A 12,503-nucleotide genomic window follows, 5' to 3' on the forward strand; every position below is an offset into this window, starting at 1 on the left:
AAGGCGCGAATTATAGCAAAGCTAAGGAATTTATCCTTCGCCCTGCATATAGCGATTAAAGTAGCGATCATAGTAAGCATGAGACAACTCAAAAAACTCTTTATCAATGGCCTCTCGTAGTTCTAACAAGCTCTGGTCCCGCCAAGCGGTATCCACAACAAAGCCATATTTCCGAGGCTCGCTGATTTGCCCGGCCCCAGCTCGCAGCAGTTGAAACAACCAGATATAAGGGTCTTTGTGTTGGGGAAAGCGCACGCTCTGCACATTTAACTGCCAGGCCAGCAGTTCAGCATTGACGATATGCAGCTTGGTCGTCATAACCTGAATCAGCAAACGATCCAGACGCTGGTCAATAATCTGCTTTTGCTGAGGGGTGTAGCCGTTCCAGTCGATCACTTCATGGCAAAACCGTTTACAACCCCGGCAGACATTATCGCCAATGCCTGTGGAGCAAACGCCAATGCAGGGAGTGGGAACACGGCGCAGCAGCTCAACCAAAACAATCTCCAGACTCAGTAAACCAAAAAAGAAAGGTTAAGCGAGATCGACCAAGCCTCGCAAGGCCGAGAATGACTATTATCCATGCTGATAATAATGATAATGCACGGACGAAATCGCTAATGTCTTAACCTGAGTAGGGTTTTTCAGTATACTTGCCGACCTTATTTCGCATCGATGATGGGCATCGATAGCCCCGATTACCGGCGATCCCGGTGGTGTCCGGGTACCGAAACAAAAAGAGGAGTTCAAAGTGCTAGAAGCCTACCGCAAGCATGTCGAAGAGCGCGCCGCTCAGGGCATCGTCCCCAAACCCCTAAATGCCGAACAAGTTGCCGGCTTGGTGGAATTACTGAAAAACCCACCAGCTGGTGAAGAAGCGACGCTTGTCGACCTCATCGCCAACCGTGTTCCGCCCGGAGTTGATGAAGCGGCCTATGTTAAAGCAGGCTTCCTGGCTGCCATCGTTAAAGGCGAAGCCACTTCACCACTGATCAGCAAAGAAGAAGGCGTTGTACTGCTGGGCAATATGCACGGCGGCTACAACATCGTGACCTTGGTTGACTTGCTGGACGACGCCGACCTGGCCGAGCTTGCTGCCACTGAGCTCAAGCACACCCTGCTGATGTTTGATGCTTTCCACGACGTGGAAGAAAAAGCCAAAGCGGGCAACGAGCACGCCAAAGCCGTCATGCAAAGCTGGGCAGACGCAGAGTGGTTCACTAACCGTGCTGAAGTGCCTGAAAGCATTGTAAAAACGGTTTTCAAAGTGACCGGCGAAACCAACACCGACGACCTCTCTCCTGCCCCAGATGCCTGGTCGCGTCCCGATATTCCGCTGCACGCCCTGGCTATGTACAAAATGGAGCGTGACGGCATTACGCCAGACGAGCAAGGCCAAATCGGTCCGCTCAAGCAGATTGAGGAACTGCAAAAGAAAGGTCACCCCATCGCCATGGTTGGCGACGTAGTCGGCACCGGTTCTTCACGTAAATCTGCCACCAACTCTGTATTGTGGTTCTTTGGCGACGATATTCCCGGTGTACCGAACAAGCGTGGCGGCGGTGTCTGCATTGGCGGTAAAGTTGCCCCCATTTTCTACAACACCATGGAAGATGCTGGCGCATTGGTTTTTGAAGCCGACGTCGACAACCTCAACATGGGTGATGTGATCGAAATTCGTCCTTATGACGGTGTGATCAAAAACCACGAAACTGGCGATACCTTAAGCACTTTTGAGCTGAAGTCTCAGGTCCTGTTGGACGAAGTGCGTGCGGGTGGCCGTATCAACCTGATCATTGGTCGCGGCTTGACGACTAAAGCTCGCGAATCTTTGGGACTGCCTCCGTCAGAGCTGTTCCGTCAGCCTTCTCAACCCATTGATACCGGCAAAGGCTTCACGCTGGCGCAAAAAATGGTTGGCCGCGCCTGTGGTCTGCCAGAAGGCCAAGGCGTGCGCGCTGGCACCTACTGCGAACCCCAAATGACCACCGTGGGCAGCCAGGACACCACCGGTCCCATGACCCGTGACGAGCTGAAAGATCTGGCTTGCTTGGGCTTCTCTGCCGACCTGACCATGCAGTCGTTCTGTCACACGGCGGCTTACCCCAAGCCCGTTGATATCGACACTCAGCACAAGCTGCCTGACTTCATCATGACCCGTGGCGGCGTTTCACTGCGTCCCGGCGACGGCATCATCCACAGCTGGCTGAACCGTATGTTGCTGCCTGACACAGTCGGCACCGGCGGTGACTCCCACACCCGCTTCCCCATGGGTATCTCCTTCCCTGCGGGTTCTGGCCTGGTGGCATTCGCCGCTGCCACCGGCGTTATGCCGCTGGATATGCCAGAGTCGGTATTGGTGCGCTTTAAAGGCGAAATGCAGCCCGGCATCACCCTGCGGGACCTGGTTCACGCCATTCCTTATCAAGCCATCAAAGACGGTCACCTGACGGTTGCCAAAAAAGGCAAGAAGAACATCTTCTCTGGCCGCATCCTGGAAATCGAAGGTCTGGAAGGTCTGACTGTAGAGCAAGCCTTTGAACTGTCTGATGCCTCTGCCGAGCGTTCTGCGGCAGGTTGTACTATTAAACAAGGTATTGAGGAAATCTCTGAGTACCTGCGTTCTAACATCACGCTGTTGCGTTGGATGGTTAGCGAAGGCTACGGCGATCCACGTACCCTTGAGCGTCGCGCCAAGAAAATGGAAGAGTGGTTGGCTAAGCCAGAACTGCTGGAAGCTGATACCGATGCTGAATACGCTGCGGTTATCGAGATCGATCTGGACACACTGACAGAACCTGTTGTCTGCTGCCCTAACGACCCAGACGATGCCAGATTGCTGTCTGAAGTGGCTGGCGACAAAGTCGACGAAGTATTTATCGGTAGCTGCATGACCAACATCGGTCACTTCCGCGCTGCAGGTAAATTGCTAGACGCCTACAAAGGCAGCTTGTCTACTCGTTTGTGGTTGTCACCACCAACCAAGATGGACCAGCACACGCTGATGGAAGAAGGTTACTACAACATCTTTGGCGCAGCCGGTGCCCGCATGGAAATGCCCGGTTGTTCATTGTGCATGGGTAACCAGGCACGGGTTGCCGACGGTGCCACCGTACTGTCTACCTCAACCCGTAACTTCCCCAACCGTCTGGGCACAGGCGCCAATGTCTACCTGACCTCTGCCGAACTGGCTGCGGTTGGCGCAATTGTTGGCAAACTGCCTACCCCAGCTGAGTACCTGGAATACTGTAAAGATCTGAAGAGCATGTCCGGTGAAATTTACCGCTACATGAACTTCGATCAAATCGAGTCATTCCAGAAAGGCGCTGAAGAAGGCGCTAAAATTGCGGCGGTAGAAATTACCGAAGTGGCGATGTAAGCAGCTGTTTTGCAGTGAATCTCAAAGCCGCCTTCGGGCGGCTTTTTTGTGTGCATCTAAAATTGAAGCGGACCTTAATTTTGGAGCAATTGATCTAAAACGACGTTAAAAGCAGCGCTTAAAACTCAACCGGCGCGTAACCCGTCACCTCAGTCAGCCCCATCTCTTTACCCAGTGCAGTCAGCGGGTGCACAACAACCAGACCTTTGACCGACTTCTTAAATTTACCCATATCGGCCTGCTCAAGCTTGGTCAGACTACGGCTAAACTTCATCGCTTTTAAGCTAGCACCCTCGTCGGCATTACGCTGAGAGCGCATCCCCTTAATACTACCGATCTGACGCTGCAACTTGCTAATATCCCGGCTGAACTTGCGCATCAAAGGTACATTACCCGTCTGCTCAACATCCGCCAGTTTTCGCCGCAGCAAATCCAACTTATTATTCAAAGTTTGTAACTCTTTGCTCGTACTCATACTGGCTCCCAAAGATAATATTCAGGCGAGCAGATTCTATGCAGCCTGCACGCGCAATTGCCGCGCAGTATACCAAGCCCTCCCGCCTAGCACCGGACTCAATTGTATTTACTAATGCGACATTTCATTCACCGCCAACATTAAAACCCCAAAGACATTTCTGCAGGGGCTAGTCATTGAGCGTTATAGACGCTAAAGTATGTATATTCATCCAGTAGTTTTGTTAAATCGCTACTGACTGAAAACGCGATATACCCAAATTCATTGCCGCAAAGAGGTGAATCTATGGCCGTGGTAGCCAAGTGGATGTGTGACAGGGACAACAGCATGTTTGACAGTAAAAAAGACGCCGACGCCTACGACAAAATGCTGGAACTGGGCGAGCAATTCAGCGAATTGCTACATCGTCATATTCCCGGTGTAGACGAAGCTAAAGCCGAAGAATTCGGTATTTTTCTGGCCCGCAATAAAGACCTGCTCGCCCAAGCCTGCAAAGGCAAACCCGAAGTGCTAAACGAACTGATCAGCGATGATGACAAAGTTCATCAGCTCGCGAAAGAAGCGTAAGTCACTCGCCGCAGATAGATCAGTATGCCGGTAAGCGCCCTCGTTTACCGGCATACTCTCTTCCACTTCCACATAAGCTCCCCCCGTTTTCCAAAACAGTTATTCGTAGAACCTAAACTGCCTTGAGGGAACGCCGCCAATCGCTGTACCGAGCCGCGTGAAAGCCATTAGGGTTAGGTCTTAACTCTTTCCTCCACGTTTTAAATGTTATAGCAAAGGAAAAAGGCAAGACCTAATGGAATGGTCCGCCCCACTCCAAATACGGCTTCGAATGAGCCATGATGTGCGTGCGAACATACATCAAATAGAGCGGAGCAGACCATGAGTAATCATAACCTAAAAAATGACGTCGCAGTGCTAGGTATCGATTTGGCCAAGCAAAGTTTTCAACTTCACGGTGTCAATTGTCACGGCGTCACCGTACTAAAAAAGAAGCTGGCTAGAAAGAATCTTGCCAGCTTTATAGTCCAACTCCCAGTTTGTATTATTGGCATTGAAGCCTGTAGTGGCGCAAATTATTGGGTGCGCGTATTGGAGAAGCTTGGCCATACCGTTCGTATGATTGCCCCTCAATTTGTAAAGCCTTTTGTCAAATCCAACAAAAATGACGCCGCTGATGCCGAGGCGATATGCGAAGCTGTTCAGCGCCCCTCAATGCGCTTTGTTCCTGCAAAAAGTATTGAGCAGCAAGACATTCAAAGCCTGCATCGAATTCGAAGTCAGGTGGTTGCCAGAAGAACTGCACAAGCCAACCAAATTCGGGGCTTGCTAATGGAGTACGGCCTGACCATTCCACAAGGGATTTCATACATTAGAAAATCGATACCCCTGATATTGGAAGATGCCGGTAACGAATTAACGGCAATGTTTCGAGAGCTATTAACCGATCTTTACGATGAAATGGTTCATCTGGATCGGCGTATTAAAACACTGGAAACCAAGCTTGAATCGCTTTGTACACAAAAGGAAGATTGTCAGCGCCTGCTGAGCATTCCTGGCGTAGGACTACTGAGCGCAACGGCAATGGTAGCTGCCATTGGCGACATTAGCGCCTTTAAAAATGGGCGTGAATTGGCGGCATGGCTAGGATTAGTTCCCCGACAACATTCCACCGGAGGTAAGCCTACCTTGCTAGGAATTAGTAAACGCGGCGATACCTATTTGCGAACACTGCTCATCCACGGCGGGCGTACGGTGGCGAGAGTGGCGAACAAGCATCAAGACAAGCGCAGTGCATGGGTGATGCAGTTAGAAGAGCGGCGAGGGAAAAATATCTCGGCCGTTGCGGTCGCCAATAAAAATGCACGAGTGGCCTGGGCATTGCTCAGCAATAAATCGACCTACCAAGCCAGCGCGGCATAATGTAAGGAATTTAACAGCAAACTGTTATCAACGAGTTGCGTAGATAAAGTTTAAGTGATGGCAAAAAAGGTAACACCTGCATATCAGTAAGTCTGCTGGGGTCTCGGGCTCATTAGAAGCCGAAGACTTGATGAGACAGATATGCGCGAATTCCATCAGGGCCAGAGGTTTTAATGACCTCACCCCAAAGGCCGGATATATGGAAGCAACCTTTTACCATAACGAGAAAATTATCTTGCAATACGGGGCGGACCATATATGACTCCGATCACGATCTTCCGATAGAGCTTTAACGCCGCAGTTTGGGGTGCCGGAGCGCCAGCGGAACGGAGGCTGTAGCCGCAGGCGACAACACCACATTGATTATGTGTTTTTGGCACTAACTTTAATTCCGTTGAAACGCCAAACCCAATAAACATGGGGGCTTAGCATGAGAACTACCAAAAATCCTGAATAGGTGAAAAACGCCAACACACCCAACGCAACGGCATAGATTACGGCCTTAAAGCGAAATACTGCCCATATTTCTAGAAGTACTGTCAAATAACATATGCCAATCGGGATCATTGCTGCAATCACTGCTACCTTTAGCGAGATGCTACTTTGTACTTCAGCCGCATAGGTATTGAGCGGGTATGCCAGCATCAGCTGTAAGATTAAAACCGCAGTAATAAGCCAATAATATTGCACTCCGCTTATTCTCAATGCTTTCCCCCTAAAACACATAACATTTGTATATGATGCACTCCCGGTTTGCCCGGTGACGATCACCACAGAAACTAACACAACGTATTGAATGTATATTGAAATAATGGGAATTGGTACTGAGCTACGTTTCGACAAAGCGTGCAGGCACGCATGTATTGTTGGCGGGGTTTCATATGTCTTGCCTCACGTTCCTTGGCTGATCTTAAAATCCTGGGCTGGAAAAACGAACACGCGACTCCCACAAACCGAGCATAAATCCTGGCAAGGAGAAAATATACCGTTATCCGCCACAAACTAGGTTGCTGTGTCGCGGCTGGGTATATCGGCTAATTAAGACTATCCACCCAGCTTTTGGATGGAGAAGTCAACAACTACTGCTTTGCGGTCATCGCCGCTGAGTTTCGTCGATGTTCTTGCATTAATTGCAGTACATAGGGGCGTCGTAACACTAAAAACGCTGCGGGTACAAAATACAGCGACAGTAAGGTGGTTAATACGGTGCCCCCTGCTAACACAATGGCAAAGGGTGGCCAAAAGCCCCCCACTGAAAAAATCAGCGGAATTAACCCCGCCACTGTGGTTAAGGTTGTGGAGCCAATATGCCGAGTTAAGGCACTCACGGTATCAATAATATTCTGTTTGTCTCCCGCCATGGCCAGACTGGAATGCCGCAACTCGGTTAAAATGACGATGGCCGCATTCACCGCCAAACCAATCAGGCCCATCAAGCCAACAACAGCCGTAAAACCAGAGGGATAACCACTGGTCCACAAGCTAAACAAGCCTAAGCCCGCCGCCTGAAATGCCACCACAAATACCAGTGCCGACAAACGAAATGAATTAAAAGACATCAACACTGTGACCAGCATCAGTACCCCGATAATGCCAAGGCTGCCAACGAGTTTGCCGACGGCTTCATTGCGGGCTTCCGAGTCGCCACCAATCTCCAGTTCATAAGCAACCGGCAAGTGGAAGGCGCCATTTTCTAATTTTGTTTTTAGCCGCTCTAATACCAAGGCGGGCAAAACCCCGTCGCGAACATGCACATCAATGGTATTGACCCGGCGACCGTCACGACGGCTGATCACCGCCTGAGCGGGTTTTATTTCCATTTCTGCCAGTGCTGACAATGGTCTGGGGCCGGTTTCCAGCGCCAAGGGCATCGACATCAGTAAATCGACACTGGCGTCTTTCAGGCCCTTGCCCGACACCCGTACCGGCAATTGTTCGGAGCCTTCCAACAGACTCCCGCTATACACCCCGTCAATGCTCGCCGACAGAATGCCTGACAAATCCTTGAGTTTAAGACCGCTGCGCTGGGACGCGGCCTCATCAATTTTGAGCCATACCTTAGGGACCGACTCTCCCATTGAGGTGCGCACATGCAGCACATCTTCGGTGTTCAACGCCAGCAAGCGGATTTCATTACCCAAATGTTTAAGCTGGGCTAAATTGCTGCCGTATAAACGCAGCTCCACCGGCGCATTGACCGGCGGCCCCTGCTCCAAGCGCCGAACCAATATTTGATAGCCAGGAAATTGCTGATTTAAATCTTGTTGAAGATAGCCAACCAGTTTATTCGCCGCTTTAAAATCACGGGCGGTGATCATTGCTTGGGCGTATTGGGGAGAACCGTCTTTGTTATCTCTGAGGTTGTAATAAAATGGCGGCGCATTGCGGCCAACAAACCAGTTCAGGGCCACAATATCGTCAAGCTGGCGGATATGATCACTGATGTCTCGGGTTGCCGCCAAGGTATTGTGAATACTGCTACCGGCAGGCAAATAGACTTCTAAATTAATCATGTCTCGATCAGCGGGCGGAAAAAACTGCTCCTTCAAGGTTGAGCTTAAAAAGAAGCCGCTTATCGGTAACAGAAAAATAATAACCATGCTGCGGCGAGGCCATTGCAACACCCAAGCAAGACTGCGACGAAATAGCGCATCCCCTTTGGGAAAGGCTAAACCGTTATTTTGTTCTTTAGACAACCAACGTCCGGCAATAGGTGCCACCAGAAACAGCGAGATTAACCACGATCCGGCCAATGAAAAAATCACCGCCAGGGCAATCGGGCCAATAAACTCACCCGATGGCCCTGGCATTAAAGCCAAGGGCATAAAGGTCAGCACGGTGGTAAGAGTAGAACCAAGCAGGGGCACCCAAAGATGCTTGAGTGTTCTTCCCGCCGCCGCACTGGCAGAAAACCCCTCCAACCGATAGCGGCGAACGGTATCAGCGACCACAATGGCGTTATCTACCATAATGCCCAAGGCGACAATCAAACCGGTCACCGACATCTGGTGAATAGGTAGCGCCACAAACCGCATTACCGCCAAAGCAAACAACATCGTTAGTGGTAACGACAACGCCACCACCACTGCCGAGCGCCAACCTAAAGTAAATAGCAAGATGACAAAAATCAGGCAAAAGCCCAAGGCGATATTGCCCAGCAACTCTCTTAAGCGAATATCGGTATAGCGCTCTTGAACAAACAATTCCTCAAGAACGATTTCTTCTGGCAAAGCGGCAGAGAGCTCTGCCGCCACCGTACGCACATCCGCCGTCCATTTGTCTCCCCGAAAATCTGGCAGCATTCGGGCAGCAATGGCAACACCTCTATCGCCATCAAAAAAAGCCAACTCTGAGGGGCTATCGGGCTCACCTCGGTACACATCGGCAATATCCTGCAACTGTAGCGAGCCCCCCTCCTGTAAACTCAACAAGGGCACCTGCCGCACGCGCTCCACTTGGTCAAAACCGCCAATAAGCTCTATCGATTGGCGGCGAGTACTGCCACTTAATTCACCTGCCGACACCTTGGCATCGCTGCCACCAATCAACGCTGCGACTCTCGGTACATCTAAATTGACTGCTGCCGCCTTAACCGTATCGACTTTAACTTGTATCTCTTCTTCGGCCTCACCCCACAGTTTGACCAGATCGGTTCCCGATACATTGCGCAGGCGGTTTGCCAACTCTTCGCTGTAACGGCTTAATCGTAATGGATCGGTATGAGTAGGATCTTTCCAGCGCAGTGCGGCTATCCAGGTAAAGGCGTAGTTGCGGTCGCTGTCGACTTGCGGCTGCCCCGCCCCCGCAGGTAGCACGCTTTCAACCTGAGCCACTTTATCCCGCAGCTCTGCCCAGAGTTGATCGGTATGAGCCGCATCTACACTGTCTTTCAGTTCGACCACAATGGCCGAAACTCCGGGCCGGGCATTGGAGGTAATGTGTTTCACCTCAGGCATTTGTCTGATGGCCGTTTCCAAGGGTTCGGCCACCAGTGCCTCAATACGCTCGGCACTGGCACCGGGAAACGGCACAATGACAATGGCTGCGCGGTTGGCAAAATGCGGGTCTTCCAATCGTGGCAAATGACTTAGCGCCGAAAACCCGGCAACGACAATAAGCGCAATGGCCAGCGCAATATAACGAGGGTTACTCAGCGCGCGAGGCATCACCACCTCCAGCGGCATTTATTGCAGAAGCATTTACTTCAGAAGCATTTACTTCAGGGACATTTACTTCAGAAGCATTGCCTACAGCGGGCTTGCCTTTTACATCATCAGCATTGGCCTGCCCGGCCAGCACCACGGCTTGTCCCGGCGCCAAACGGTGAACACCTTCGGTCACTACCAAGCTTCCGTCTGCCAACTCGCCACTCAGATAGACACGGCCACGGTGATGATATAGCGCCTCCACCGAATGTTTTTGTACTTGATAACCCTCGGCATTTTTCTGTAAGCCATAGACCGCCCACGTTCCCCGCACGTCTTCCAGCAAGGCTTGGGCCGGCATCCAAAACCCTGTTGCCTCACGGTGCTGAGGGAGATGGATATAAGCTGTATTACCGTCTACTGCGGAGGTGTTTTCTGGCAAGGCCACCCGAATGGTCCGGGTCTGGCTGCGCCAATCCAAGTTGCTGGCCACCGCAATCAGATTGGTGTCAATGTCGCCAAAATCACCAGACACTTGCATGGACTGGCCCATAACCAAATCTCGGCCCAATCGATCTGAAATCCCAAAAACCGCCTCTGATTCGCCGGTTTCAACCAGTTGCATCACCACCTGGCCTTGGCCAACCACTACCCCTTCTTCAACCTGCACCTTGGCAACCTCACCATTAAAAGGGGCTTTTAATTCGGTTTTTTCCAATTGCAAATTTATCGCCTTCAGCTGGGCATCTATCTGAGCTGACTGAGCCTGACTGGCGGTCACCTGGGTTTCTAACTCCTCCAACTGACCTTCGGAAACATAGGACTTTTCCCGCAAGGCTTTATAACGCACCACATCCCGCTGTAACTGCGACAACCGTGCATTGAGTTCTTGCTGTCGTGCCTTTAATTGATCTCGTTCAATATTGAGACTGCGCCGATCTAATTTGGCCAGCAGCTCTCCGGCCTTTACTGCCTGGCCATCGTCCACCAGCACCTGTTGCACAACCCCAGCCTGCTCAAACCCAATATCCGCCCGCTGGCTACCCAGCACCCTGCCCGCAAACACCCGAAACACCTCATAGCCATCTTGACGATGAACGGGCTCAGTAATCACCGGCTGCAGAGGATTTGCCACCGTGTAAAAGCTGATGAAGGTAGCAATAAACGACAATAGATAAATAGGGATACGGTTCATAGCGCAAAGCTTCTTAGACTAGTCAGTCCAGAATATAGTTAAAACAAACTGGACTGTCTAGTCTACTTTTGATTAAACTTTGTTGAGTATTTAAACCACAGGCGATATCCGTGACCATTCAAGAAGACCCCAGCAAAAGCAAAAAAGGTCGCAGTAAAAGCGAAGAAAAGCGCTTTCAAATTATGGCTGCTGCATCTGAGCTTTTTTTAGAACAAGGCTATGAAAACTGCAGTATGGAAGCGATTGCCAAACTGGCCGGGGTGTCCAAGCAAACGCTTTACAGCCACTTTGGCGGCAAAGAGCAGCTGTTTAGTGACGCTGTAGAGGCGACCTGTCAACAATACCGAATTTGGGATAACTTAGACGCCAGCGCGAACTGCTACGACTACCTGGAAGCATTTTGCATTAGCTTTGCCGAATTACTGGTCAGCCGCGAGGCGCTGGGGGTGATGCGGGTGTGCGCCGCCGAAGGCGGACGCTCTGACGTGGCTGAGTTATTTTGGCAGGCCGGGCCAGTCAAAATGCGGGCAAAGCTCAAAGAGTTTCTTAGCGAGCAACAACGGCAAGGCCAACTTCACTTTGCCGATGTGGATACTGCGGCTTCGCAGCTTATTGCCATGCTTCACGGCCAGACCCATACCCGTCTGCTACTGGGGCTAGATAGCAGCTATGACCCCAAGCAGCTAAGCCGTTACGCCATTTCTTGCGCGCAACTATTTTATAAGGCACATCAAGATTGAATACCGGGTTTAGCAGGCTCTTGAACTTCCACGGGGCTTGGCAGCTCTTCTGTTGGTGCAGGCTTCTTAGCAAGTAATTTGATCACGGGTTTTTGCAACAATGCACTATTGGGATAAGTCACCGTGCTGCCGTCATCCCGGCGTATCAAAACATGAAACGACGCCACCTCGACGATCTCCCCCGAAATATCCTCATCAGGATCGACAACTTTTACCCGATCCCCCACCCTGTAGGGAAAGCCAAAAAAGATAATCATCCCCGCCGTTAAATGGCTGAGAATCGACCACTGCGCAAACAGCGCAATGCCGATAACCGCCAGCACCGAGGACAGAAAGATAAATAACTGTTGATACCCCAAACCCAAAATAAAGCAGAACACCATCACCGCCAACACAATCATCAAGGTGTTGAACAGCTTGCGAATAAACAACACTCGCATTAACGGCACTTTGCGCGCCCGGGCAAATTCATCTAAAAAACGATTTAGTACACGGCTCAATAATAACAAGCCAATTAAAGCGCCCAACAATATGAGGACTTTTAACAACATTGTATTTCCCTTTTCATGTTCTCAGCGCGTTGTTCTTGATACACAGTTTATGAGCATACCGGTTTTCAAGGTCTTGATTTAAACGCGGG

At 50.8% G+C, this 12,503-nt stretch carries 10 protein-coding genes; 4 read left to right on the forward strand and 6 right to left on the reverse strand.

Annotated features, from left to right (window positions below; genetic code table 11):
- Nucleotides 1–30: 30 nt before the first annotated feature.
- Nucleotides 31–498 (reverse strand): DUF1289 domain-containing protein, encoded by a 468-nt coding sequence (locus IMCC21906_RS11240; RefSeq protein WP_082117457.1) that lies wholly within the window; start codon nt 496–498, stop codon nt 31–33.
- Nucleotides 499–751: 253 nt separating this feature from the next.
- Here IMCC21906_RS11240 and acnB point away from each other — a divergent pair, with 253 nt between their 5' ends.
- Nucleotides 752–3,379: a bifunctional aconitate hydratase 2/2-methylisocitrate dehydratase gene (acnB, locus tag IMCC21906_RS11245; RefSeq protein ID WP_047012242.1), complete on the forward strand. Its 2,628-nt coding sequence runs from the start codon at nt 752–754 to the stop codon at nt 3,377–3,379.
- Between the two features lie 118 nt (nt 3,380–3,497).
- On the opposite strand, the gene IMCC21906_RS11250 is transcribed toward acnB, so the two are convergent.
- Entirely contained in the window at nt 3,498–3,854 is a 357-nt protein-coding gene (locus IMCC21906_RS11250) for a YibL family ribosome-associated protein (protein WP_047012243.1), read from the reverse strand.
- A 285-nt stretch (nt 3,855–4,139) separates the two neighbouring features.
- On the opposite strand from IMCC21906_RS11250, the gene IMCC21906_RS11255 reads away from it, so the two are divergent.
- Together IMCC21906_RS11255 and IMCC21906_RS11260 are read left to right on the forward strand one after the other, a co-directional pair.
- A complete protein-coding gene (locus IMCC21906_RS11255) occupies nt 4,140–4,421 on the forward strand; it encodes a YebG family protein (protein WP_047012244.1) in 282 nt (93 codons plus the stop codon).
- Nucleotides 4,422–4,742: 321 nt separating this feature from the next.
- Nucleotides 4,743–5,783, forward strand: a complete 1,041-nt coding sequence (locus IMCC21906_RS11260) for an IS110 family transposase (RefSeq protein ID WP_047012245.1) — start codon at nt 4,743–4,745, stop codon at nt 5,781–5,783.
- A 363-nt stretch (nt 5,784–6,146) separates the two neighbouring features.
- Here the strand turns inward: IMCC21906_RS11260 and IMCC21906_RS11265 are convergent, their stop codons facing one another.
- From IMCC21906_RS11265 to IMCC21906_RS11275, 3 genes are all read right to left on the reverse strand, one after another.
- Nucleotides 6,147–6,488, reverse strand: coding sequence for a hypothetical protein (locus tag IMCC21906_RS11265; RefSeq protein ID WP_156166034.1), 342 nt, complete (start codon nt 6,486–6,488; stop codon nt 6,147–6,149).
- 374 nt (nt 6,489–6,862) lie between these two features.
- Complete coding sequence (locus IMCC21906_RS11270; RefSeq protein WP_047012247.1) at nt 6,863–9,949, reverse strand: efflux RND transporter permease subunit; 3,087 nt, start codon at nt 9,947–9,949, stop codon at nt 6,863–6,865.
- Nucleotides 9,930–11,123: an efflux RND transporter periplasmic adaptor subunit gene (locus IMCC21906_RS11275; protein WP_047012248.1), complete on the reverse strand. Its 1,194-nt coding sequence runs from the start codon at nt 11,121–11,123 to the stop codon at nt 9,930–9,932. Before IMCC21906_RS11275 ends, IMCC21906_RS11270 begins: the two co-directional genes overlap by 20 nt.
- A 110-nt stretch (nt 11,124–11,233) precedes the next feature.
- On the opposite strand from IMCC21906_RS11275, the gene IMCC21906_RS11280 reads away from it, so the two are divergent.
- A complete protein-coding gene (locus IMCC21906_RS11280) occupies nt 11,234–11,863 on the forward strand; it encodes a TetR/AcrR family transcriptional regulator (protein ID WP_047012249.1) in 630 nt (209 codons plus the stop codon).
- Here the strand turns inward: IMCC21906_RS11280 and IMCC21906_RS11285 are convergent.
- The gene (locus tag IMCC21906_RS11285) at nt 11,854–12,414 is read right to left on the reverse strand and encodes a mechanosensitive ion channel domain-containing protein (RefSeq protein ID WP_047012250.1); all 561 of its coding nucleotides are present in this window, start codon (nt 12,412–12,414) and stop codon (nt 11,854–11,856) included. The two genes, IMCC21906_RS11280 and IMCC21906_RS11285, sit on opposite strands and share 10 nt — an antisense overlap.
- Nucleotides 12,415–12,503 lie beyond the last annotated feature (89 nt).

Source organism: Spongiibacter sp. IMCC21906 (assembly GCF_001010805.1).
Classification (GTDB): Bacteria; Pseudomonadota; Gammaproteobacteria; order Pseudomonadales; family Spongiibacteraceae; genus Spongiibacter.